Genomic DNA, 23,190 nt, shown 5'->3' on the forward strand with positions numbered 1-23,190 from the left:
CGGAGTTGGTTCAGGAGTCAGTTCCGGAGTTGGTTCAGGAGTCAGTTCCGGAGTTGGTTCAGGAGTCAGTTCCGGAGTTGGTTCAGGAGTCAGTTCCGGAGTTGGTTCAGGAGTCAGTTCCGGAGTTGGTTCAGGAGTCAGTTCCGGAGTTGGTTCAGGAGTCGGCTCGACTGAAGGCTCCACCGTTGGTTCCGGAGTCGGCTCCGGGGTTGATTCAGGAGTCGGCTCGACTGAAGGCTCCACCGTTGGTTCCGGGGTTGGTTCCGGAGTCGGTTCCGCAGTCGGTTCCACTGTTGGTTCCGGAGTCGGTTCCGGAGTCGGTTCCGGAGTCGGTTCCGGAGTCGGCTCGACTGAAGGCTCCACCGTTGGCTCCGCAGTCGGCTCAAAAGTAGATTCAGAGGTCGCTTCAGGTGACGGTCTTGCCGCTGGCACATGTGACAGCGGGTAAAACGGCCTCGTGAATGGCGATTCCACTTGGTTTGTGAATTCTAATTCGTCTTTCGCATCAGGAACGGTTCGCCCAGTCAGGTCCCGCAAGAACATGGCACGGCTCATGACGGCAGATGGCTCGGCCCCAACCATCGGGGCTTCGACTCCTTCCAGCTGGGGCTGGACTGCGCTTTCGGGTGCGCCCCTTTCTCTTTCATCATGCACGATCAGTATCGGTATCAGACCGATGGCGGACGCTGTTACGGCGACACCCACCAAGCCAACGCCTAAAGTAACGGCCAGGCTACTACCTCCTGCAATACTCACACCGGCCCCCGAAGCAACAGAAGCTGCTGTCCCGGCAGTAGCTCCACCAGCAGCCGTTGCCGTGGCTGCCGAAGCTCCCATTCCTGCAATACCTCCCGAGGCAGGAATTCCCAGCGCAGTAATCCCTCCAACGACCAGAGGAAGGACGAAAGCACGCAAAGTAGCACCGATTTCGTCCAATTCCCCGAACACTACTGCGCAATTCGCGCACGACTTCAAGTGCGCCTTGACTCCACGCTCGTTCCGGCTCCCCAGCGTTCCGCGGATAAAGGCCGGCAGATGTTCACGAATATCGGAACAACTTGCGGGCAACCCTGACTGGCCATTCATATGCGCAGCCAAGTAGGCTTCGCGCAGTCCCTCTCGCGCGCGTACCGCCAATGCGGAAACCGCATTGGGTGTCATGCCGAGCATTGGCGCAACGTCTCTCGGCGGCAGTTCCTCTACTTCGGTGAGCCACAGGACCGTCTTCCAGCGCTCGGTCAAGGCCTTGAACGCGAGGATGGCAAAGGTGGATTCATGGCGTTCCATCGCCTCGTCCGCGTGCGCATCGCCTGGCAGGAAGTCCTGGACGTCTTCGACGGTAATCTGCTTTGAGGCTGATTTGTTCCTGGAAAAGGCTTCGCGCGATACCGCAGTCAGTAAATAGGCGCGGAAGAACTCATCAGGTCCTGCCCCACGTTCGATGATACGGAAGACCCGCAGGAAAGCTTCGGAGACGACATCCTCGGCATCGGAAGGAGAGTTCGTATGCCTAAACGCTACGTTCAGCGCCACTTGCCTGTGCCGTCGATACAGGTGGTCCTGGGCCTCGCTGCTTCCGTTCCTAACGCCACGAATTAAATCTGCATCGCTGACGTCAGCAAAGCGTGCCCCAGAATCTATTGTCATTACGTCCCCATAACGTTTCACGCGACAGCGCCGGTACCCGCCGCCGATCGCCCCAAGGATTCCCCAATCCCCGGAGCCGGCAAACGGCAACCAAGGCCCCGTCGACGATGCCGCCCGACTTTGGACGGCATTTTCATCCTTTAGAACCTATCAGGATTTTTCCAATATCTCTATGAAATGGGTTCGAAAATCCTGAAAGGTGGGCGAGCTCCATCCCCCAAGCTTGCAACTCGCCCACCCGTCAGCATCTTCCCCATAAGACAACTGGACGTCTCGAAACCTCATAATTCCTTGTTGCCCAGTTCAGCGCGTACATTACTTAGATACGCGGAAAAGGGAATCATGACGCAAGAATCCGGATTAATCTGAAATTTTTTCTTCGAGCCGGAATTCGCATAGATTCCGCGATTAGTCCGCATCCGGGCGAGTAGCAGGAACCTGGCTCCAAGCACCCTCCAATGCGGACCATATGCTGTCGTCCATTAACGAAGTGGGGGTAACGGAGACATGCAGCAATGAATGGTCCTCGGCATTCAGCAGTTCCTTGCTCACGGAACTGCTGTCCATGGAACCTGCGCCTTCCCAAAGCCCGATTTCCAAGGAATACTTTTCAGGTTCCTGCTTCATGTACCGCTGTACCAATTCGTCTGTCGAAACCCGATTGGACGATGCGATGCCCCGAAAATTCCAGATGTTCAGGCGGTCAACCACGTTCAGAAGCTGCCCGTAGTCTTGGCCGGAATCAGGGCGTCCCCTTGGATCTCCGTTGGCAGGTGATCGCACATCCATGGTGAGCACCGGACCGGTTTCGTCCAGACTTCCAGCCACTTTCTTCATGATCGAGGTGACTGCGTTTGACCGCCATAGGTAGATTTGCTCTGACGTGGAATCAATCGTTCCGTCAGCAGACCTCGGCCAATCAGGGCGCTCGCTGAACTTCGCAAAATTCTCCAAGTCATCCTCGCCGAACGTGTAGCCGGGAAACATCAGCTCCGTGACGTTGATGCCATCGGGTGCATAGCGCCGAACGGCTTCACTAACCAGCTCGACAAGCCTGGTATCAAGTCCATCCTCTTTCCACGCCGAGATACTTGCCCAGTTCTTGGAAGGATGCCCCTCGGAGTTGATTCCTGCTAGCGATGGACGGCGCTCCAGCTCTCTGCCCAGCAACGTATCGATATTCAAGTAGATTGTTCGAGGTCTACCCTGCTCATCGCAGCGGAAGGCACCAATCGCTTCGGCAACATAGTCCCGCCCGGTTTGCGTGACTTCGCTGGATTCGACATCGCGTTGGGCTGGCCAGGGGAAAGCCACCCAGTCGAGACGTCCAATGGAGAGCGATACTCCTGTCGCCCTGACCGAATTTAATCGACGGGCAATTTCCGGAATACGGTCAGGATCTTCGGCGGTAATATCTTCAAAACCAACGTTCACAACTCTGGAAAATCGGGGAAGTTGGGCGTCTATCTTGGAGTGGCGCATGCCGAGGTTGTCTCCTGGGGAACTGGTGCCCTCTGCGCGAGGGGAATCTTGGCAGGCATGCTGCGGAGGCATCGGCGCAACCACCGTGGGGGTCGGTTGATAGGCTGCAGAAGTGGGGAATCCGGTCATGTAGCAAGCAGCCGCCAACAAAAGAAAAGTCACCAAGCCCGCTATGGCTGCCATTGCCAGTTTCCGGCGTTGACGCTGCATCTTGGCCGTGCTCATGATCCGCTTCCAAGAATGGCAGAGAACTCGCCGCTGGAAATGACACCGGTTCTTTGCAGCTTGTTCCATTTGGCGGGCCTCCCGCGGATCTCAAACGCTACCGCTGCGAGCATGGTGAGCCCCATCCCCGTGGCATAGAACGGCCATAGCGGAAGGGTCCACAGGTTCGCCAAATCCCTCCATGCAGTGTTCAACGCAATGCCAAGAACCACCGAAGCCAGCGTGATTCCGATGCCAATCCAACCGACCACCATCGCGGTGCGACCAATTAAGGTTGCTTCTTCTTCGCCGCCGAAGGTAATCAGCCCGGCCGGGATGAAATAGAGCAATCCGGCAAGCACCAGGATCTGAGCCAGTGGCACCACCACCATCGTGAGAAAATTGAACAGCAGGAACACTCCGAACGGCCCGAACCGGGGGTTGCCGTGCATCCGCCAATGCATCTTGATCGATTGCAGCAGGCCCCGTGCCCAGCGGACTCGTTGCTTCCACAGCGCCTGCAGCGTAGAAGGCGACTCCGCCAAGACAATCGCGCGTGGTTCAAAAGCCACACGATATCCGGCACCGTAGAAGCGCCAGGTCAATTCCAAGTCCTCTCCAACCGTATCGGTGCGGAACCCGCCAAGATCCCTGACCAGATCAGCACGGAATGCACCTATATTCCCGGAAACCACCGGCAAGCAATGAATCAGGGACAGCGCCCGCCGAACAACTCCCGTTCCCAGATGCGAAAGGACCGAAAGCATCTTGGTCAGCACCCTGTCCAGGTTTACAGGCCGGTCATCACCGCAAACCGCGCCCACCTTCACATCGCGGAATCCGGTGAGCAACCACGGAATAGTCACCGGCGAAAAAATTCCGTCGGCATCGACAAAAACCAGTATCTCTCCAGTCGCGAGGGCAATCCCACGATTAAGTGCCGCGCCTTTGCCGGCGTTCTCCTGGCTGATGGCCTGCACCAGGCGATGCTCCTTAGCCAGCTCATGCATCAGCCGTGCGGTGCCATCAGTGGATCCGTCATCAACAATCACCACTTCAGCGAGGTTTCCCTTGCTGCGGACAATTGATTCAACGCAGGCGCGCAATACCACTTCCTCGTTATAGGCCGGGATGATTACCGATACCCTGTAGTCCGGGATCTGCCCGAAATGCCTCGACGCCCGGGTTCGACGGCGGGGCCGCAGAATAGCGTTTGCCGGGATACCAGGAGGCAATGACGACAGCTTCCCGTACCGGGTGAAAAGCAGACCCCGGCGGCATTCGAAAAGCAACGCCAAGGGGATCAACCCCAGCTTGAGCACGCCGACGGAAAGGATGACTGCGGTCAGTGTGTAATAGCCAAGAACGAGTGCCGAACTCATGCACAGCCAACTTGCGCTGTGGACGCCACCCCGAGCAAGCGCAATGCAGCATCCAGCAGTTCCGGCGCGGACTGGCTATTGGCTCCAAAACGGGCATTGACCTCGAGCACCACCGGTTGCCCATCGCCACCCAGGCGCACGTCCATGTCTACCGGCCCGACCAGCTCTAGCGACTGCACTGCATTCTTGGCCACCCACGCAACATGAGCGGCTATTGGATCATTCGACTCGCAGCGGCGCACCGATACTGCGTTGCCCACGAGTCCCTCGCGCAGCTCGGTCTTCTCCACCACCACGCAGACCTCGATCTCCCCGGAATCAGGGTTCCTGAAGATCATCGGCGCGAATTCGCGTCCGGGGGCAAAGCGCTGCACAAGATCCCGCGTACCAGCCAGTACGCGGCCTGCCCCGAGGTCTCCTGCCGTAGCCAAGCGAACGCCCCGTCCTCCGCGTGATACGCGTGGCTTGATGATGATCTGCTCTTCCGGGCTGAACTGCGCCAAGGCTTCGCCACTGCCAGTGTTGATCCGGGCAAAGTCGGGGACGGGCACGTTGTCCCCTCGCAAAGTCAGCATCGTGTAGTACTTGTCGTCGCTGATCAGCACGGATTCTTTCGAGGAAATCAATAATCGGGCTCCGGCCGATTCCAGCAGCTCTCGGATACTCTCTGCCGAAAGCACCGGGAGTTCTTCGCTGACGGTAGGGATAACCAGTTCAGCTGAGTGCTGGAGAACAATCTCTTGAAGCCGAGTGGGGTACTGCTGGTGACTGGCTGCTGGAACCTGGTGGAAGGCGTCGAGCAGCGGATCAGTTGTTGGCACCATGTCAGCGCCGATGACGCTATGTCCTCGCGCATGCAGCTGGCGCGCAAGCGAGCTTCCTGCTGGACCGCCGACCCCGGTGACTAGAATCTTCATTAGAAATCCCCCACTGTGGTTGATACGAGGCGCATTACTTCAAACCCTTCGGCCCGCTGCTGCTTGACCTGATTGCCACGGAAAGTGGCCATGGACTCGATCCGCGCACGGGTCATATAGGGCTTGTTCCGCTGATCGGCATGTAGCTTGATGGCTTCCACCTTGACGTCGGTGTAGTTCTCGACGTCAACGAAGAAGCTTGGAGAGAAATCATTGCCCACCGAGGGGCTCTCGAAGCAGAGTATGGAGGGCAGTCGCCTCCCGGCGCGCATTACTGCACGGTGCACCGCCTCATGGTCTTGGTGGATATCAGTAGCAGAATGAGTCAGCACGACATCCGGTTCGAAAGCAGCGATTTCCTCCTCGATCGCTGCAACCATCAGGTTGGAATTCTCCGACAGCCGCGTATCGCAAAAGGACCGCACCGTATGGGACTGGGCACCCAGGTAACCGGCTCCGCGTCGGGCTTCTTGAATCCTGCAAGGAGCATGTCCACCACTTTCACCCTGCGACATGACGACAATACGCACATCATGGCCGGCATCCACCAGTTTCGCGATGGTTGCACCGCAAGCCAGCTCAACATCATCGGGATGTGCTCCGACAGCCAGGAAGCGTCGCGGACGGGTGTTGTTTCGAGGCCTTCGTTGCAACGCCAACATGGACAGGCAGAAAATCAATAGAGAGATGGCCATCATTATGGCCACCACTGCCCCGATGTCCGACTGCTCTTGGGAAAGAAGATGCCAGCAGGCCGCGGCGATGAGCACCAAGTTGCCAGCAACCCAAGCGACAAGGATGGTCTTGTAGTGCGTAAAGTCGCGCACCAGCCATCGTCGTCCCCGCCGGCTCAATGCACTGAAGATCGCGGTTATAGAGGCCACAATGCCGAAGATTGCGAGTGACATACTCATGACGTTCCCTTTCTATGGAGCGTTCAGAAGCGGATCCTTTGCGTTCTTGGCTCTGGTCCTCCTGATAGCGAAGAAAGCCGCATCCCCATGCTGCGCCTGGATTGTTGGGAGATTCCTAAAGCGCATGCTTTCATGCCATCAACGAGTGCCCAATCGATGGATCCATAGAGTTAGAGGGCGCCTGGGTTCACTTCGTGACGGCACTTTCGCAGGAATTCCGAAACTGCGTATCGGCGAGCAAGCAATGCCCATGGTAGTGAGAGCTACAACTGTCAGCTCACTAACGGTTTCTACCGAGGTCCTAGATTCTGGTGAGTCATCGCTGCAGGTTCACAGGGCGGAGGGAACCAGACCGGCAAAGTTCAGATGAGAACACCGGGCGGAGAGGCCATCAGCAACGCACCAAATAAGCCGGCCGGTTGAGTCAAACTCAGGGCGGTCTGAAACAGCTGCCCGTTTTTGCACATCAGCCTGATACGCAAGACGCCCGACCGGAAAGTTAATTCCAGTCGGGCGTATGCGCGAACTATCTTCAACAGCCTAGCTGATCGGTTATACGACAATCGCAAGAGCCTGCTCCGTGAACAGTTCACAGCCTCATTCGAATCCTAGGCTTTAGCCATGACGGCGGTTGCTGCGCCGAGAAATCAGCACACCAGCAGCTGCCAAAAGGAGTCCAGCGACCAACACGTACAGCGCGGTGAAACCTGTGTCCGCAAGCTTGTCATCCTTTTCAGATGGCTGCGGAGCTTCGGCTGAGTCTTCAGCCGAAGTTGACTTCTGAACGAGATCTTCCTCAGCTTCATCGGGATGCCACACCGTATGCCCCGGTGCAAGCACCACTGCGGCATGGAGCTGCGGGTCTTGCGCTAGCTGCAGGGAAATCTTCTCGAGTTCTTCCAGCGCCTCGAATGGCCGCTCCGAGAAATCATGGACGGCACCCTTCCGGTCCCCCATCCAGGATTTCGCGAACCAGGTCCGTCCGGTTTCGGGCGCTGCGCGCACCAGCAAGAGGCGTGATGCGGGATCTGCCCAGCGCAGGAAGCGTGGCAAGGCCGGGTGCACCCGGGTTGCTTCAACCACCGCTATACCTCCAGCCCGTTATCACGTGGGCCAAGCCAAGTGCGGCCCTGCATGGGCTTGAGACTACCAATCTCGTCTTTGACTAACTATCCCGTTGCGTCCGGCCGAATCCCTGTGCTCATCTGCTGTCCTCTAAACCGCGGTTCAAGGCCCCGGTCCGGCGCAGGTCCCCGAGCGCCGAAAGCACTTCAATCCGCGGTGCCGGGAGTTGCCGGGTACCGCTGGCTGGACTCGGAGCTTCATCACGCTCGGCCGGACGCTGATCAGTTGGAGTGCCGTTGGCATGAAGGCGCCAATGGGCATAGGTCTTGAGCCCGAAGGCAAGGAGCACAGCCATGAGGATCGCGCCGAGAACCAGCGACGCCTGAACCACTTCGCCCAACGCCAGATCGTCGACTTCTTTGCTCATTATCGAAGCAGCAGTAATCGCGTTCATACCCATTTCCTGTATTCAGAGTGACGGCTGCTCTATCCCCATAGTGCTGACAGTCTATGAGCTGGGCAGCCCAATCCTTTAACGCCACATCCAATCGATACCTGTTTGTTATGCGCCAGGGAAATAGCCTGCGTACCACCGGTGAATACGCTGCGAATCTGTGGTGGCCAAAGCACGCCGGGGCTATTATTGCCCACGGCGCGGCAGAGCCCCCGTCCTGCGGACAGGGGCTCTGCGAGGTACCGGTTCCTAGCTCTCGCGGCGGATCAGCTGACCCGTTGGATTCTGGAAATCCACGTCGGTCCCGGCAATGATGGACCGGCGGACCACGCCGCTCAGCGTCTTGCCCTGGTACGGGGAGATCGGGTTCTTGTGGTGCAGCTTCTGGACGTCCACCTCGAAGGTGTCCTCAGGAGCGAAGACCGCGAAGTCCGCGTCCTTGCCTACCTCGATGCTGCCCTTGGCGCTCAGTCCGGCAAGCTTCGCGGGATTCAGGCCCATCCACTGCACGACCTGTTCCAGCTTCAGCCCGCGCTTCTTCGCCTCGCTCCAGATCAGCGGCAGCCCCAGCTGCAGCGAAGCCACTCCGCCCCAGGCCACGCCGAAGTCGCCGTTCTCCACATCCTTCAGGTCGATGGTGGACGGGGAATGATCCGAAACGATGCAGTCGATGACGCCTTCTTCCAGGCCCTTCCAGAGCAGCTCGCGGTTGTCGTTCTCGCGGATCGGAGGGCAGCATTTGAAGGCGGTGGCACCGTCGGGGATTTCCTCGGCCAGCAAGGTCAGGTAGTGCGGGCAGGTTTCCACGGTGAGCAGCACGCCCTCGGCCTTCGCCTCGCGGATCATCTCAAGCGCATCCGAGCTGGACAGGTGCAGCACGTGGGCGCGCACTCCGGTTGTGCGGGCGCGTTCGATCACCTGCGCGATGGCGGTGTTCTCGGCATCGCGCGGGCGCGAGTCCAGGAAGCCGGCGTACTTGCCGCCCACCGGTTGCGGGGAGTTGCCGATGATATCGGAGTCCTCGGCGTGCACGATCATCAGCGAGTCGAAGGAGGCCAGTTCGGCCATGTCCTCTTCCATTTCGCCAACGCTCAGGGACGGGAACTCGTCGACTCCCGAATGCAGCAGGAAGCACTTGAAGCCGAAGACTCCGGCCTCGTGCAGCTCGCGCAAATCCTTTTTGTTGCCCGGGATGGCACCGCCCCAGAAGCCGACGTTGACATAGGCGTTCTTGGAAGCGGCCGCGCGCTTGATTTCCAGCGCTTCGAGGTTCACCGTGGGCGGGATGGAGTTCAGCGGCATGTCCACGATGGTGGTCACCCCGCCGGCAGCGGCGGCCTTGGTCGCCGACTCGAACCCTTCCCATTCGGTGCGGCCTGGCTCATTCACGTGCACATGGGTATCAACGAGTCCGGGCAGCAGGACCTCGTCGGAGGCCACCTCGATGACGCGCTCTGCGGCCAGCCCGGCGCCCAAATCCTGCACGGTAACGATCTTTCCGTCGCGCACGCCGATTTCGCGCGGGCCAATGCCCTGCGCGGTCAGCACTTGCTGGCCGCGCAGCACCAGATCATAGGTTGTTCCGGTGGCGGTCGGGGACGATGTGCGGCCAACAGCTTCGTTGATGCTCATGAGGTGTTCCTACTCGTTAATTGCTAGGTGTTCTTGGGGCTCGGCAGCTCTATGCCAAGTCTAGGTTGTTGTGGCGCGGGGCACACCCGTATTGGTGAACCGGTGCCCCGCGCCAAACTTTGCGGGTTGCAGGTCAGCGACGACTGCCCTTTCACGCACCCACGGTGGCCGAGGCTGCCATCGGCACCAACGCGGTTGGTGCATCGGCGGCGTCCAAAGCCAGGTCTTCGAATTCATTGACTGCATCCAGCTGCGCGCCCATGGCGATGTTGGTGACCTTTTCCAGAATCACTTCCACCACAACTGGCACCTGGTGCTCTTCGGCCAGCGCATTGGCCTGCGCGAATCCGGCAGCCAGCTGGCTCGGATCCTCGACGCGCACGGCCTTGCAGCCCAGGCCCTCGGCGACCTTCACATGGTCCACGCCGTAGCCGTTGGTTTCCGGGGAGTTGATGTTATCGAAGCCCAGGGACACGTGGTAATCCATCTCGAAGGCGCGCTGCGATTGGCGGATCAGTCCGAGGTAGGAGTTGTTGACCACCACGTGCACGTACGGCAGCTTGAACTGGGCGCCGACGGCCAGCTCCTCGATCATGAACTGGAAATCGTAGTCTCCGGAGAGGGCCACGACTTTCTCCCCCGGCTTGCCGCGCACGACGCCCAGGGCGGCCGGTCCGGTCCAGCCCAGCGGGCCGGCCTGTCCGGCGTTGATCCAGTTGCGCGGCTTGTAGACATGCAGCATCTGCGCGCCGGCGATCTGGCTGAGCCCGATGGTGGACACGTAGGTAGTGTCCTGGCCGAAGGCGGCGTTCATTTCCTGGTAGACGCGCTGCGGCTTGATCGGCACGTTCTCGAAGTTGGTCTTGCGGTGCCCGGTGGACTTGCGGGCGGTGGCCTCGTTGGCCCAGGCCGAGTAGTCCGGCAGGGTGCCGGCGGCCTTACGCTCGCGCACGACTTCCAGGATGGCCTCGATGGCGGCGCCGGCATCCGAGGTGATTCCCAGGTCCGGGGAGAACACCCGGCCGATCTGCGTGCCTTCGATATCCACGTGGATGAATTTGCGTCCGGCGCGGTAGGTGGCCAGATCCCCGGTGTGGCGGTTGGCCCAGCGGTTGCCCAGGCCCAGCACCATATCCGATTCCAGGAAGGTCTGGTTGCCGTACTTGGTGTGCGTCTGGATGCCGACCATGCCCGACTGCAGGCGGTGGTCATCCGGGATGGCGCCCCAGCCCATCAGGGTCGGGGAGACCGGGATGTCCAGTTCCTCGGCGAGTTCGACCAGCTGCGCGCTGGCGTTGGCGTTGATCACGCCGCCGCCGGCAATGATGATCGGCTTGCTTCCGGAGAGCAGCAGGTCCACGATCTTCTCGGCCTGGCCGCGCGTGGCCTTCGGCTTCTGGACCGGCAACGGCTCATAGGCATCGATGTCGAAGTCGATCTCGGCCATCTGCACGTCGATCGGCAGGTCGATCAGGGCCGGGCCCGGGCGGCCCGAGCGCATGATCTGGAAGGCCTTGGCGAAGGTGCCCGGAACCAGTCCCGGCTCCAGCACGGTCGAGGCATACTTGGTCACCGGCTTGGCGATGGACTCGATGTCCACGGCCTGGAAGTCCTCCTTGTGCAGCACATTGGTGGGGGCCTGCCCGGTGATGCACAGCATCGGGATGGAGTCGGCGATCGCGGCGTACAAGCCGGTGATCATGTCGGTGCCGGCAGGGCCGGAGGTGCCCAGGCACAGGCCGATCTTGCCGGTGGCCCGCGAGTAGCCGTCCGCGGCGTGGCTGGCACCCTCGACGTGGCGGTGCAGGGTGTGGCGGATGCCGCCGTGGGCCTTCATGGCCGAGTACAGCGGGTTGATCGCGGCCCCTGGCAGGCCGAACGCCTCGGTGGCGCCCTCCTTGGCCAGGATCTGGACGACGGCGTCGATTGCGCGCATCTTAGGCATGGGAATACGTCCTTTGGAACGAGAAGAGGAAAAGAAGGATACCTACGGCGGGAAGCCAAGGTGCATGAGTCACCACAACGCCGCTTCCTTGAGCACCAGCTAGCGGCGATGAACTGGAACAAAGCCCATTGCGCATCGGGTACGGTGCGTTGGGCCCCTGCCGTGTACCAGGGGCCCGGATGCACCGGAGCGTAGCCGTATTGCGCGGCCGCTAGCTGAAGAAGCGGGTTACCTAGTTGTCCCCGCCGTAGGAAGATGTGGTGGTGCTAGGCAGGGACCGGGGCGTCGATCTTTCCGGCCAGGCGCTGCACCCCGCGGAAGAGTCCCGAGTGGTCCAGCGCTCCGTCGCCGGAGGCGACGGTGGAGGTGACCAGCTGGGCCACCAGTGCGCCCAGCGGCAGAACCACACCGGCTTCGCGGGCGGCGGAGGTCACGATGCCCATGTCCTTGTTGTGCAAGGCCAGGCGGAAGCCCGGGGCGAATTCGCGGTCCAGGATCTTCTGGGCCTTCTGGTCAAGCACCTTGGAGCCGGCCAGGCCGCCGCCGAGGACCTTGATGGCCGCGTCGGTGTCCACGCCATAGGCCTCGAGGAAAAGCACGGCTTCGGAGAGCGCCTGGATGTTGGCGGCGACGATCAGCTGGTTGGCGGCCTTGACCGTCTGCCCCGAGCCCGACGGGCCCACCAGCACGATGGTCTTGCCCATAGCTTCCAGGACCGGGGCGGCAGCCTCGAAGTCGGCCTGCTCGCCACCGACCATGATGGACAGCACGCCCTCGATGGCCCCTGCTTCGCCGCCGGAAACCGGGGCATCCAGCGGGCGCAAGCCGGCTTCGCGGGCGGCGTCCGATAGCTGCACCGCGACGTCCGGGCGGATCGAGGAGTTATCGATCCAGAGTGCGCCGGCCTTGGCATTGGCGAAGACGCCATCGGCACCGAGGGTGACGTCCTGGACATCAGGGGAATCCGGGACCATGGTGATGACCACGTCTGCATTGGCCACGGCTTGCGCGATGGAGGCGGCCTTGGTTCCGCCAGCTGCGGCCAGCTCATTGCCCGCCTTGTCGCTGCGGTTGTAGCCGGTGACGTTATGACCTGCGTTGACCAGGTTCTTTGCCATCGGCAGGCCCATGATTCCCAGTCCGATGAAGGCGATGTTCTGCGACATGTGATTCTCCAAAAAATTCTTGTGCGAAAAGGTGTTCTCTAGACTGCGGCGTTGCTGCTGGCGTTCTGGAGCCAGTCGAAGGCGGTGGCCGCTTCCTGCTTGTACTCCAGGGCGACGTTGCCGGTGTAGCCCAACTCGCGCGAGCGCTTGATCCAGTCCTGCAGCGGCAGGTCCCCGGTGCCCGGAGCTCCGCGGCCCGGTGCATCGGCGATCTGGATATGGCCGAAGTCCTTGGCATGCGCTTCAATGACGGCGGCGACGTCATCGCCGTTGACGGACAGGTGGTAGAAGTCGGCCAGCAGCGCGATGTTCCCTTCGCCCTGGGCCTTGACAGCCTCGACGACTGCAAGCGCCTGGGCCGCAGTTTTCAGCGGGTAGGCTTCCGTGCCGGAGACCGGCTCGATCAGCACGGTGCCGCCGACCTTGGCCACGCCCTGGGCCGCGGCCACCAGGTTCTCCAAGGCCAGCTCATCCTGGGCCGCCGGGTCGGCGCCCTCGATGCGGTTGCCGTACAGGGCGTTGAAGGCCTTGCAGCCGGTAGCTTCGGCGATGGCCACGACGGCGTCGACATTGTCCTTGAATTCGGACTCGCGCCCCAGCCATGAAACCAGTCCGCGGTCGCCTGCCGGCATGTCGCCGGCGAAGAAGTTCAATCCGTCCAGCTGGACGCCGGCGTTGGCCAGCGAGGCGAGAAATTCGTCGACCTGCTTGCCGGAGGGGGCGGCTTCGCCAAATGGCCACCAGAATTCGACGCTGTCGAAACCGGCCTGCTTGGCGGCATCCGCGCGCTGCAGCAGCGGCAACTCGGTGAGGAGGATCGAGCAGTTCAGAGTGTAGGACACTGGATTTCCCTTCAAGAACACCTTCCAAAGATTCCGCTTTATGGAAGTTAGCTTTTGCTTTATGAAAACTCTAGGACGAGACGCCAATCACTGTCAAGAAGGTTTCGGGACGAAGTGCCGATGCGCGCGGAGTCGCACAGAAGGGGGCTGCAGTGGCATCAGGACAGGAATGGTGCCCGGTGCGATCCTGATAAAAGCAGGCTCATTAGCGGATTCCGGGAATGGAATAAAAGGCTCCGGAATCCGGCCAAAATACCATCTGGTGAAATTATCATTTTCTATTGCGGGAATGTGATCCAGTGCATAAAGTGGTGGTTACTCACCTGGCACATATCTCGGAGTGACTTCCTAGCTCAGGAGCAGCCATGCTTTTTCCACCGTGCATCACGCACAGCGCACAGCGGCTTGCCGCTGCGCCGCGCCCGGCCATGCCGCTTCTCGGCTCGCCGGCCGAGTTCTACGTTAATTTCGGACAGCCGATCTACCCGTAAGCGGGCCCGCCTACCTGTCCTGCGTCCCCGCAGGCAGGCACGGGCCGTTCCCCTGAACGCTCCGCTTCCCAGATCTGTCATCTTCCCCTGCCGCAGTGCGCCCGAATGCGCCTGCCCGGATGCATGACCCTTTGACAAGGATGTCCATCATGTCGCAAAAGACCCCTGAAATGGTGCCCGAGGCCGCACCGCAGGAAAACCCGCCCGCTATCGACCGGGCCAACCCTTTCGAATTGAGCGCGTCGCTCTACAACCAGGACCTGGCACCAACCACCCGCTCCGGGCGCACCTGGAGCTCTTACAGCATCTTCACCCTGTGGGCCAACGACGTGCACTCGCTGGGCAACTACACCTTCGCCATCGGGCTCTTCGCGCTGGGCATGAGCGGCTGGCAGATCCTCGGCGCGCTGGGCATCGGAGCGGTCCTGCTCTTCGCGCTGCTGAACTTCTCGGGGTTCATGGGCGAGAAAACCGGTGTCCCTTTCCCGGTGATGAGCCGCATCGCCTTCGGCATCAACGGCGCCCAGATCCCCGCGCTGCTGCGCGGGGCCGTGGCCATTGCCTGGTTCGGCATCCAGACCTACCTCGCCGCCCAGGTCCTCGCCGTCATGGTGATTGCCGTGGCCCCGGGGTCCGCAGCCCTGGAGCAAACCAGCTTCCTGGGACTGAACGCCCTCGGCTGGATCTGCTTCGTCGCCCTCTGGGCGGTGCAGCTGGTCATCGTCAGCTACGGCATGGAGATGATCCGCAAGTACGAGGCGTTCGCTGGCCCGGTTATCCTGGCCACCTTCCTGGGCCTGGCCATCTGGATGCTCTTCGAATCGGGTTTCAACGTCTCGATGAGCACCGGCGAGTCGAAGACCGGCATCGAGATGTGGACCGCGATGTTCGGCGCAGCCGCCCTGTGGGTCTCGATCTACGGCACCTTCGTCCTGAACTTCTGCGACTTCACCCGTGGCGCATCCTCCAAGAAGGCGATCGTGAAGGGCAACTTCTTCGGCATCCCGCTGAACATGATGTTCTTCGGCGCCATCGTGGTGGTCCTGACCGGTACGCAGTTCTCCATCAACGGCCAGGTCATCACCTCGCCGTCGGATATTGTGGGCGCGATCCCGAACACCTTGCTGCTATTGCTGGCCTCCGCCGCCCTGCTGGTGCTGACCATCGCGGTGAACCTGATGGCCAATTTCGTGGCACCGACCTACGCATTGACCAACCTGCTCCCGAAGAAGCTGAACTTCCGCACCGCCGCACTGATCTCCGGAGTCATCGGTCTGGTCATCCTGCCCTGGAACTTGTACAACTCCCCCGAGATCATCAACTACTTCCTGGGCGGCCTGGGCGCGCTGCTTGGCCCGCTGTTCGGCATCATCATGGCCGACTACTGGCTGATCCGCAAAGCCCGGATCAACGTCTTGGACTTGTACCGCTCGGATGCCGAAGGCACCTACTACTTCACCCGCGGCGTGAACTACCGGGCCGTCGGCGCACTGGTGATCAGCTCGGTGATCGCACTGGTGCTGGCCTTCGTCCCTGCCTTGCACGTTGTCGGCCCGTTTGCCTGGTTCCTGGGTTCGGGCGCCGGCGCCCTGGCCTACCTGGCCTTGGCCAAGCGCCAGCACGATCTGGCAGACATCGATGGCGAGCCAATCGCCGTGGCACCAACCCATTAGGAAAACTCATGCGCATTCTGATCCTGAACGTCAACACCACGCAGTCCATGACCCGCGCCATCGGGGATTCCGCACGGCAGGTCGCCTCGCCCGGTACCGAGATCATCGAGCTGACCCCGGATTTCGGGGCTGACTCATGCGAAGGAAATTTCGAGAGCTACCTGGCGGCCATCGCCGTGATGGACAAGGTGGTCCGCTACACCGAGCCATTCGACGCGGTCATCCAAGCAGGCTACGGCGAGCACGGCCGCGAGGGCCTGCAGGAACTGCTGGATGTCCCGGTCGTGGACATTACCGAAGCCGCCGCCTCCACGGCGCAATTCCTCGGCCACAAGTATTCGGTGGTCACCACGCTGGACCGCACGGTGCCGCTGATCGAGGACCGGCTGAAACTGGCCGGCCTGACCGACCGGCTCGCCTCGGTGCGCGCCAGCGGGCTGGGCGTGCTGGAACTGGAATCCGATCCGCAGCGCGCGGTAGCGGCCATCGTCGAGCAATCCCGCCAGGCAGTGGAGCACGACAAGGCCGAAGTGATCTGCCTGGGCTGCGGCGGCATGGCCGAGCTGGAGGAACAGGTGCGGCTGGCCACCGGCGTGCCAATTGTTGATGGCGTGCGCGCAGCGGTGACCATCGCGGAGTCGCTGGTCCGCATGGGGCTGAGCACCTCCAAGGTGCGCACCTACGCTCCCCCGCGGCCCAAGACCGTGACCGGCTTTCCCATGACTCCGGCGACCGTCGTTCCGGCGGGTCTCTGAATGCCAAGCCAAATGGCAGGCTCAGCCCAGCGCGCTCACAGTCAGCCGTCCTAGAGTTATAAGTACCTCATGAAGGTGCGAGTGATGACAAAAGGAAACCCCGGTGCTTCGGCACCGGGGTTTTCTTCTTGCCCTGCTCTCCATCGAGGACCGGACTGGCCTAGGAGAATTCAGGCACCTTCGGCAATGCCATGTTCTTCGAGAAGAACTCGACCAGTTCCGCGCGGGCAGTCAACGGCAAGACCTGGGCGACATACATGTCCGGGCGGACGACAACCAGGGCTCCGGGCCGGTCGATCTTGCGTTCCGTGAAGATATCCTGATGCGGGATCGCGGCATAGACCTTCTCCCAGTCGGTGATCTGGACCTGGCCCACCTTCGGCATTGCCCGCACCCGGTGCAATAGCGCCCAGCACGAGGGCCGGATCCACGGCAGACCAGCCGATATCGTGCAGCAGCATGGCCGGCAGCACGATATTGGCATCGGCTTGCGGGTGATGGCCCAGCAGCTGATGGGCCAAGGACACCGAATACAGGGTGTGCGCATAATTGCTCCGGACCGCGAGAAGCTCCTTGGCGTCCTCCCACCGCTTTCCCGCGGGCAGAAGGCTCCGCATCCACTCAGTGGAAGCCGCAGAACTTTCATCCGCAGACGCAGAACAGCCCTGCCCCCGTTGCGGAGGCAGGGCTGCGGCTGCGCATTCCTAGACGATCGCTTCCACGATCGGCATGTTGCCGTTGTAGAAGTTCACGGTGGAGCGGCGTGCTGCATTATTGGCCACCACATGGGTGATCACTTCGGCGACGTTCTCGCGCGAGGTCTGCGATGCCTCGCCTTCAACGTCTGCTCCGTTCACCTTGCCTGCCTTGTCAGCCAGCACCACGCGCTGGCTGGCCGGTTCCAGGGTCAGCGCCCCCGGGCCCAGGATCGTGTAGTCCAGCTCCGTGCCGCGCAAGTACGCGTCGGCGTCGTGCTTGGCCTTGGCATAGGCGTAGAACGAGTTGGCCGGATCCAGGCTGTCCACATCCACCAGGGCGCGGCTGTAGGAGACCATCACGAAGCGGTCCACGCCGGCCTGCTTGGCGGCCTGCATGGAACGCACCGCGGCGTCATAGTCCACGGCGCGGGTGCGATGCTCGTTGCCGCCACCGGCACCTGCGGAGAAGACGATGGCGCTGGCACCGGAAAAGGCCTGGGCCAACTGGTCCACGCCAGCGCTTTCGATGTCGATGACTATTGGGGTGGCGCCCGTGGCGCTGATGTCGGCTGCATGCTCCGGGTTGCGTATCAGCGAGTTGACCGCGTAGCCGCGCCCAACCAGCTTGGGCGCTGCCAGCAGGGCAACCTTCCCATGTCCGCCAATGAGAACTACTCGATTTTCTTCAGCCATGAACTGCTCCTTCTGATCGATGCTCGTATTCGGCACAACAAGGCCTGCCACGAGCCTATTCCCGGCGAGCTTCGGCGACGACTTTCTGAGTGCCAGCTTGATAGCGGTCATTTCGGCTGGCAATGGGCGTACGCTCGGGTTCATAGAATTCGCACTCGACCCAGGATGAAGCTCATGAAGCAGAGAACCTTGAACTTGGAACTGAGCAATGACCAATTCGCGGACCTGGCCAATGCGCTGGAGGACCACCGGGACTATTTCAAGAAACGCGCCGATGAAGCAACACTCGGCTTCGGGCTCGACACCGGCTACTGGCAGTCCCGTGCTGCCGAAGTCGAAGAGCTGCTCCAACTAGTCCTCAGCTCCGCCAAGCACGATCAGCATTAGCCCCGCCCCTTCCCCACCCAAGGAGCCAGCATTTTGCCCGCTGGAATTTTCACCATTGGACATTCGGCACGATCCATCGAGGATTTCCTCGCACTGCTAACGCAGTACGGAGTCACGAATGTTGTGGATGTCCGCAAACTGGCCGGCTCCCGCAAATTCCCGCAGTTCAATGCGGATGCCTTGGAAGCCTCCTTGAGCACGGCAGGAATCAGCCTGCACCACGCGGAAGCGCTGGCCGGCAGGCGTCCTGTGAGCCGAAGCGTCGATTTCGCAGTCAACGCATGGTGGACGAACCGCAGCTTCCATAATTACGCCGACCATGCCCTCGGGGACGATTTCCTGCAGGCGCTCCAGCGGTTGCAGGCGCGGGCCGCCGGCCAGAAGACGGCGATCATGTGCGCCGAAGCTGTATGGTGGCGTTGCCATCGCAGGATCATTGCTGATCATCTGCTGGCCCGCGGTGCCGAGGTATTCCACATCATCGATGGGCATCCGGCCAAACCTGCCGAGCTGAGCCCGGGCGCGGTGATCGACCAGCAGTCGCGGATCACCTACCCGGCAGCCTGATACCGGCGCGTAAAACGGGCATCAATGGCAGCATCTGCGCCATGGCTCGGCTCATGCAATGAGCTGGAGGTGCAATTCATTACGCTGCCTGACGCAGCTTCCTCCATGCCTTCGGACACTAATTAAACAAGGCCGATGATCGTTATTTCTCCCTGAAATAGCCCAGTCAGCTGGGGCAAGCCTCATCAAGAGCCGCATTTGCGGACGGTTCCAGCCTTGAATTCGCGCATTTGGGTGACCTAGCTAACATAAGAGCCGTTTGGCTTAATTCGCTCAGATAAGGCTAAGCTAATTATCAGATCACTCAATAGCGCAACCAACGCCGGTTGCTGTCCGAAGAAGGAATACATGTCCTCCATGAAGCTTCGCGCTGCCGCACTGCTGAGCATCGCCGCACTGTCACTGACCGCTTGCGGTTCCGCTACCGATACGGCAGCTGAGGCCAAGGCTGGCGACACCAAGACCGTCACCATCACCGACAATGAAGGTGAGAAGAAGATCGAGGTTCCCGCGAAGTCTGTCGTTGCCACGGATAACCGCACCTTCGAGACCCTGGATTCCTGGGGCATCAAGCTCACCGCAGGCGCTGTCTCGCTGATGCCGGATACCATCTCCTACACCAAGGACGAGAACATCCTGGACTTGGGCAGCCACAAGGAACCGAACCTGGAATCAGTTGTCACCGTCGACCCTGACCTGATCATCAACGGCCAGCGCTACACCCAGCACGCCGCGAAGTTCAAGGAACTGGCTCCGGAAGCCGCCATCATTTCGCTGGACCCACGCGAAGGCGAGCCATTTGACGCTGAGCTGGAACGCCAGGTCACCACCCTGGGCGAGATCTTCGGCAAGCAGGCCGAGGCCAAAAAGCTCGTTGAGGACTTCGAAGCCGCCGAGAAGCGCGTCACCGATGCCTACGACAAGGACCAGACCGTCATGGGCCTGATCGCCTCGGGCGGCGAGCTGGGCTACTCGGCTCCTACCACCGGCCGCACCGTCGGCCCGATGTTCGACTTCCTGGGCCTGACCCCGGCGCTGAAGCTCGACGAATCCTCCACCGACCACGAGGGCGACGACGTTTCGGTCGAAGCCATCGCCAAGTCCAACCCGGACTGGATCATCGTCATGGACCGCGACGCAGCGGTTGAAGCCGACGGTGCGGACTACCAGCCTGCAAAGGACCTGCTGGAGAAGTCCGAGGCGCTGCAGAATGTCACCGCCTCGAAGGAATCCCAGGTTGTCGTCATGCCTGCTGACACCTACACCAACGAGAGCATCCAGACCTACACCGAGTTCCTGAATACTTTCGCTGACGCGCTGGAAGCTGCCAAGTAGCATTCCGGACACCCCAGCCAGCTAGTGGCGAAGCCGTATTCCGGCTTCGCCACTAGAGCTGTTTTCCCACCACTTATTTCCACGGCGGCATAATGACAAGCACGACCTCCCCGGCCCGGACCAAGAGCAAGGTCCTTTCCGGAAAACTCGCATTGGGCATCCTCGCAGTGCTGGTGCTGCTGGCGTTCTCCCTGTTCACCGGCGTCTACGACATCTTCGGCAAGGACGACGGCGCGATGATGTTCGCCGTCACCCGCATTCCGCGCACCATTGCACTGGTACTGGCCGGAGCGGCCATGGCCATGAGCGGATTGGTGATGCAGCTGCTGACCCAGAACCGCTTCGTGGAGCCGACCACCACCGGCACCACCGAATGGGCGGGCCTGGGCCTGCTGACCATGCTGGTGCTCTTCCCCAGCGCGTCGCTGCTGGCCAAGATGAGCGTCGCGATTGTCTTCGCCTTCATCGGCACCATGATCTTCTTCCTGTTCTTGCAGCGCATTTCGCTCAAGGCCTCGCTGACCGTGCCGATCGTGGGCATCATGCTCGGTTCCGTGGTCGGCGCCTTCTCCACCTTCTTCGCGCTGTCCACCGACAAGCTGCAGTCCATGGGCATCTGGCTGGCTGGTTCCTTCACCTCGGTGATCCGCGGGCAGTACGAGGTGCTGTGGATCGTGGCCATCGTCGCCATTGCCATCTACATCGTGGCCGACCGCTTCACCGTAGCAGGGCTCGGCGAGGAAATCGCCACCAATGTCGGGCTGAATTACCGCCAGGTGATGCTGCTGGGCACCGCGCTGATCGCGGTCGCCACCGGCGTGGTCACCGTGGTCATCGGCAACCTGCCATTCCTCGGCCTGATCGTGCCGAATATCGTCTCGATGGTCCGCGGTGACGACCTGCGCAGCAACCTGCCCTGGGTCTGCCTGCTGGGCATCGCGATCACCACGGTGTGCGACCTGATCGGCCGCACCATCATCATGCCGTTCGAGGTCCCGGTCTCCCTGATACTAGGCGTGCTCGGCGCGGCCGTCTTCATCTTCCTGCTTCTGAGGCAGCGCAAAGTTGGCTAATCTCATGACTCACCCCGCATTGGGCATCCACCGCTCCGCCCGTTCTGCCGGGCCGCTGCCCACCAAGAAGGTCCGCAAGCGCTACTGGATCACCCTGTTCCTCATGATCGGGCTGGCCCTGTTCTTCGGGATCGGCCTGCTCGCCTGGGATAACCCCATGCCATTTGGCTCCGACGGATTCTGGATCATCGCCAAGCTGCGCGCCAGCAACATCCTGACCATGGTGATCGTGGCCGCCTGCCAGTCCATCGCCACGGTGGCTTTCCAAACGGTGACCAACAACCGCATCATCACCCCGTCGATCATGGGCTTCGAAGCCTTGTACCGGGTGGTGCAGACCGGTGCGATCTTCGTGCTGGGCGTTGCCGGGGTGACCTTCTTCACCGGTGTCAGCCAGTTCGTCCTGCAAGTGGCGATCATGGTGGGCCTCTCGGTGGCCCTGTACGGCTGGCTGCTTTCGGGCAAGCTGGGCAACATCCAGATCATGCTGCTGGTGGGCATCATCATCGGCACCGGGCTGGGCTCGATCTCGACCTTCATGCAGCGCCTGCTGACCCCGAGCGAATTCGATGTTCTCACCGCACGCCTGTTCGGTTCGATGGCCAACGCCGACATGAGCTACATGCCCGTGGCCATCCCGCTGGTGGTCATTGCCGGCGGCTACCTGGTGCTGTCCTCGAAGAAGATGAACATCCTGGCCCTGGGCAAGGAAACCACCATTAATCTGGGTATCAACCACCGCCGCGAGGTCATGAAGACCTTGTTCTTCGTATCGATTCTCATGGCGGTCACCACCGCACTGGTGGGCCCGCTGACCTTCCTCGGCTTCTTGGTGGCCACCTTGGCCTACCAGCTGGCGGACACCTACGACCATCGCTACATCTACCCGATGTCCTTCCTCATCGGCTTCGTGGTCCTGGCCGGCGCCTACTTCGTCATGAAGAACATCTTCTACGCAGAAGGCGTGGTCGGCATCATCATCGAAGCCGTCGGCGGCATTACATTCCTGATCTTCATCCTGCGAAAGGGCCGGCTGTGATTACCCTCAATTCCGTCAGCAAGAAGTACAGCTCCACGGTCTCCATCGGCCCGGTCAGCTTGGAAATCCCCACCGGCGGCATCACCGCCCTGGTAGGCCCGAACGGCGCCGGCAAGTCCACCATGCTCACCATGGTCGGGCGCCTGCTGGGCATCGACCAGGGTTCCATCGAGGTCTCCGGCTACGACGTATCCAAGACCAACTCGAAGGATCTGGCCAAGATCGTCTCGATCCTGCGCCAGGAAAACCACTTCGTGACCCGCCTGACCGTGCGCCAGCTGGTGGGCTTCGGCCGCTACCCGCACTCCAAGGGCCGGTTGACCCAGGCCGATGAAGAGATCATCTCGCGCTCCATCGACTTCCTGGACCTGGGCGAATTGGAAAGCCGCTACCTCGATGAGCTCTCCGGAGGCCAGCGCCAGCGCGCCTACGTGGCCATGGTCCTGGCCCAGGACACCGACACCGTGCTGCTCGATGAGCCGCTGAACAACCTGGACATGAAGCACTCGGTAGTGATGATGCAGCACCTGCAGCGCGCTGCCCGCGAGCTGAACCGCACCATCGTGATCGTGCTGCACGACATCAACTTCGCCGGCCACTACGCCGACTACATCTGCGCAATGAAGCAGGGCAAGGTCGTCGAGTTCGGCACCCCTGATGAAATCATGTGCGATGAGGTGTTGACCAAGGTCTTCGAAACCCCGGTAAAGGTCATCCCGGGCCCCAATGGCCCGCTGGCGGTTTACTACTAGGCAACGCCATGAACACCAAAAGTTGAGCCCCGTGAACGACAACTAGTTCATGGGGCTCAACTGCATCCATTCACCCG

22 protein-coding genes and 1 pseudogene are annotated in these 23,190 nt (G+C 61.1%); 9 read left to right on the forward strand and 14 right to left on the reverse strand.

The features are described 5' to 3' along the window. From ACIQTS_RS04715 to ACIQTS_RS04770, 12 genes and pseudogenes are all read right to left on the reverse strand, one after another. Window positions 1-363, reverse strand: a 363-nt coding sequence (locus ACIQTS_RS04715) for a hypothetical protein (protein ID WP_402472153.1), incomplete at its 3' end; no start/stop codon positions are given. 600 nt (window positions 364-963) lie between these two features. After that, window positions 964-1,647, reverse strand: a pseudogene (locus ACIQTS_RS04720) (sigma-70 family RNA polymerase sigma factor); the annotation flags it as partial. 408 nt (window positions 1,648-2,055) lie between these two features. Continuing rightward, window positions 2,056-3,354 (reverse strand): hypothetical protein, encoded by a 1,299-nt coding sequence (locus ACIQTS_RS04725; RefSeq protein WP_402471644.1) that lies wholly within the window; start codon window positions 3,352-3,354, stop codon window positions 2,056-2,058. Further along, a complete protein-coding gene (locus ACIQTS_RS04730; protein ID WP_402471646.1) occupies window positions 3,351-4,715 on the reverse strand; it encodes a glycosyltransferase in 1,365 nt (454 codons plus the stop codon). Before ACIQTS_RS04730 ends, ACIQTS_RS04725 begins: the two co-directional genes overlap by 4 nt. Next, window positions 4,712-5,632, reverse strand: coding sequence for an ATP-grasp domain-containing protein (locus tag ACIQTS_RS04735; protein ID WP_402471649.1), 921 nt, complete (start codon window positions 5,630-5,632; stop codon window positions 4,712-4,714). The genes ACIQTS_RS04730 and ACIQTS_RS04735 overlap by 4 nt, the downstream gene beginning before the upstream one ends. Beyond that, window positions 5,632-6,546 (reverse strand): PIG-L deacetylase family protein, encoded by a 915-nt coding sequence (locus tag ACIQTS_RS04740; protein ID WP_402471652.1) that lies wholly within the window; start codon window positions 6,544-6,546, stop codon window positions 5,632-5,634. Before ACIQTS_RS04740 ends, ACIQTS_RS04735 begins: the two co-directional genes overlap by 1 nt. A 615-nt stretch (window positions 6,547-7,161) precedes the next feature. Next, window positions 7,162-7,629: an LPXTG cell wall anchor domain-containing protein gene (locus ACIQTS_RS04745; protein ID WP_400290016.1), complete on the reverse strand. Its 468-nt coding sequence runs from the start codon at window positions 7,627-7,629 to the stop codon at window positions 7,162-7,164. A gap of 118 nt (window positions 7,630-7,747) precedes the next feature. Next, window positions 7,748-8,065 carry a hypothetical protein gene (locus tag ACIQTS_RS04750; protein ID WP_402471654.1) on the reverse strand — a complete coding sequence of 106 codons (318 nt, stop codon included), beginning with the start codon at window positions 8,063-8,065 and terminating at the stop codon, window positions 7,748-7,750. Between the two features lie 249 nt (window positions 8,066-8,314). After that, window positions 8,315-9,697 (reverse strand): allantoinase AllB, encoded by a 1,383-nt coding sequence (gene allB / locus ACIQTS_RS04755; RefSeq protein WP_402471656.1) that lies wholly within the window; start codon window positions 9,695-9,697, stop codon window positions 8,315-8,317. A 151-nt stretch (window positions 9,698-9,848) separates the two neighbouring features. Beyond that, a complete protein-coding gene (gcl, locus tag ACIQTS_RS04760) occupies window positions 9,849-11,642 on the reverse strand; it encodes a glyoxylate carboligase (RefSeq protein WP_402471659.1) in 1,794 nt (597 codons plus the stop codon). A 266-nt stretch (window positions 11,643-11,908) separates the two neighbouring features. After that, entirely contained in the window at window positions 11,909-12,808 is a 900-nt protein-coding gene (locus ACIQTS_RS04765) for a 2-hydroxy-3-oxopropionate reductase (protein WP_402471662.1), read from the reverse strand. 38 nt (window positions 12,809-12,846) lie between these two features. Further along, window positions 12,847-13,650: a hydroxypyruvate isomerase family protein gene (locus ACIQTS_RS04770; protein WP_402471664.1), complete on the reverse strand. Its 804-nt coding sequence runs from the start codon at window positions 13,648-13,650 to the stop codon at window positions 12,847-12,849. Between the two features lie 365 nt (window positions 13,651-14,015). Between ACIQTS_RS04770 and ACIQTS_RS04775 the strand changes: the two genes are divergently transcribed. The 3 genes from ACIQTS_RS04775 (at window position 14,016) to ACIQTS_RS04785 (ending at window position 16,569) form a co-directional block, all read left to right on the forward strand. Continuing rightward, window positions 14,016-14,141, forward strand: a complete 126-nt coding sequence (locus tag ACIQTS_RS04775; RefSeq protein ID WP_402471666.1) for a hypothetical protein — start codon at window positions 14,016-14,018, stop codon at window positions 14,139-14,141. Between the two features lie 149 nt (window positions 14,142-14,290). After that, window positions 14,291-15,814, forward strand: a complete 1,524-nt coding sequence (locus ACIQTS_RS04780; RefSeq protein WP_402471668.1) for an NCS1 family nucleobase:cation symporter-1 — start codon at window positions 14,291-14,293, stop codon at window positions 15,812-15,814. 8 nt (window positions 15,815-15,822) lie between these two features. Further along, a complete protein-coding gene (locus ACIQTS_RS04785) occupies window positions 15,823-16,569 on the forward strand; it encodes an aspartate/glutamate racemase family protein (protein ID WP_402471671.1) in 747 nt (248 codons plus the stop codon). A gap of 160 nt (window positions 16,570-16,729) precedes the next feature. Here ACIQTS_RS04785 and ACIQTS_RS04790 read toward each other — a convergent pair whose 3' ends face one another. After that, on the reverse strand, window positions 16,730-16,954 hold the full coding sequence (locus tag ACIQTS_RS04790; protein ID WP_402471674.1) for a hypothetical protein: 225 nt from the start codon (window positions 16,952-16,954) through the stop codon (window positions 16,730-16,732). Window positions 16,955-17,273: 319 nt separating this feature from the next. After that, window positions 17,274-17,960: an SDR family oxidoreductase gene (locus tag ACIQTS_RS04795; RefSeq protein WP_402471676.1), complete on the reverse strand. Its 687-nt coding sequence runs from the start codon at window positions 17,958-17,960 to the stop codon at window positions 17,274-17,276. A gap of 174 nt (window positions 17,961-18,134) precedes the next feature. Here ACIQTS_RS04795 and ACIQTS_RS04800 point away from each other — a divergent pair, with 174 nt between their 5' ends. From ACIQTS_RS04800 to ACIQTS_RS04825, 6 genes are all read left to right on the forward strand, one after another. Beyond that, window positions 18,135-18,347, forward strand: a complete 213-nt coding sequence (locus ACIQTS_RS04800; RefSeq protein ID WP_105656406.1) for a hypothetical protein — start codon at window positions 18,135-18,137, stop codon at window positions 18,345-18,347. A 33-nt stretch (window positions 18,348-18,380) separates the two neighbouring features. Continuing rightward, window positions 18,381-18,914 (forward strand): DUF488 family protein, encoded by a 534-nt coding sequence (locus tag ACIQTS_RS04805; protein WP_402471679.1) that lies wholly within the window; start codon window positions 18,381-18,383, stop codon window positions 18,912-18,914. A 348-nt stretch (window positions 18,915-19,262) separates the two neighbouring features. Beyond that, a complete protein-coding gene (locus tag ACIQTS_RS04810) occupies window positions 19,263-20,249 on the forward strand; it encodes a siderophore ABC transporter substrate-binding protein (protein ID WP_105656408.1) in 987 nt (328 codons plus the stop codon). Window positions 20,250-20,341: 92 nt separating this feature from the next. Next, entirely contained in the window at window positions 20,342-21,322 is a 981-nt protein-coding gene (locus ACIQTS_RS04815; protein ID WP_402471681.1) for an ABC transporter permease, read from the forward strand. A gap of 4 nt (window positions 21,323-21,326) precedes the next feature. Beyond that, window positions 21,327-22,361 (forward strand): iron chelate uptake ABC transporter family permease subunit, encoded by a 1,035-nt coding sequence (locus ACIQTS_RS04820; protein WP_402471683.1) that lies wholly within the window; start codon window positions 21,327-21,329, stop codon window positions 22,359-22,361. Continuing rightward, window positions 22,358-23,113 carry an ABC transporter ATP-binding protein gene (locus tag ACIQTS_RS04825; protein WP_105656411.1) on the forward strand — a complete coding sequence of 252 codons (756 nt, stop codon included), beginning with the start codon at window positions 22,358-22,360 and terminating at the stop codon, window positions 23,111-23,113. Before ACIQTS_RS04820 ends, ACIQTS_RS04825 begins: the two co-directional genes overlap by 4 nt. Window positions 23,114-23,190 lie beyond the last annotated feature (77 nt).

Origin of the sequence: Glutamicibacter sp. NPDC090743 (assembly GCF_044769125.1) — a bacterium.
Lineage (GTDB): Bacteria > Actinomycetota > Actinomycetes > Actinomycetales > Micrococcaceae > Glutamicibacter.

Bases quoted from the DNA above. Each gene is read 5' to 3' on its own strand.
- ACIQTS_RS04785 (WP_402471671.1), top strand. From the start codon at position 15,823: ATGCGCATTCTGATCCTGAACGTCAACACCACGCAGTCCATGACCCGC.
- ACIQTS_RS04820 (WP_402471683.1), top strand. From the start codon at position 21,327: ATGACTCACCCCGCATTGGGCATCCACCGCTCCGCCCGTTCTGCCGGG.
- ACIQTS_RS04780 (WP_402471668.1), top strand. From the start codon at position 14,291: ATGTCGCAAAAGACCCCTGAAATGGTGCCCGAGGCCGCACCGCAGGAA.
- ACIQTS_RS04810 (WP_105656408.1), top strand. From the start codon at position 19,263: ATGTCCTCCATGAAGCTTCGCGCTGCCGCACTGCTGAGCATCGCCGCA.
- ACIQTS_RS04765 (WP_402471662.1), bottom strand. From the start codon at position 12,808: ATGTCGCAGAACATCGCCTTCATCGGACTGGGAATCATGGGCCTGCCG.
- ACIQTS_RS04795 (WP_402471676.1), bottom strand. From the start codon at position 17,960: ATGGCTGAAGAAAATCGAGTAGTTCTCATTGGCGGACATGGGAAGGTT.
- ACIQTS_RS04815 (WP_402471681.1), top strand. From the start codon at position 20,342: ATGACAAGCACGACCTCCCCGGCCCGGACCAAGAGCAAGGTCCTTTCC.
- ACIQTS_RS04800 (WP_105656406.1), top strand. From the start codon at position 18,135: ATGAAGCAGAGAACCTTGAACTTGGAACTGAGCAATGACCAATTCGCG.
- ACIQTS_RS04790 (WP_402471674.1), bottom strand. From the start codon at position 16,954: ATGCCGAAGGTGGGCCAGGTCCAGATCACCGACTGGGAGAAGGTCTAT.
- ACIQTS_RS04725 (WP_402471644.1), bottom strand. From the start codon at position 3,354: ATGAGCACGGCCAAGATGCAGCGTCAACGCCGGAAACTGGCAATGGCA.
- ACIQTS_RS04730 (WP_402471646.1), bottom strand. From the start codon at position 4,715: ATGAGTTCGGCACTCGTTCTTGGCTATTACACACTGACCGCAGTCATC.
- ACIQTS_RS04735 (WP_402471649.1), bottom strand. From the start codon at position 5,632: ATGAAGATTCTAGTCACCGGGGTCGGCGGTCCAGCAGGAAGCTCGCTT.
- ACIQTS_RS04775 (WP_402471666.1), top strand. From the start codon at position 14,016: ATGCTTTTTCCACCGTGCATCACGCACAGCGCACAGCGGCTTGCCGCT.
- gcl (WP_402471659.1), bottom strand. From the start codon at position 11,642: ATGCCTAAGATGCGCGCAATCGACGCCGTCGTCCAGATCCTGGCCAAG.
- ACIQTS_RS04750 (WP_402471654.1), bottom strand. From the start codon at position 8,065: ATGAACGCGATTACTGCTGCTTCGATAATGAGCAAAGAAGTCGACGAT.
- ACIQTS_RS04740 (WP_402471652.1), bottom strand. From the start codon at position 6,546: ATGAGTATGTCACTCGCAATCTTCGGCATTGTGGCCTCTATAACCGCG.
- allB (WP_402471656.1), bottom strand. From the start codon at position 9,697: ATGAGCATCAACGAAGCTGTTGGCCGCACATCGTCCCCGACCGCCACC.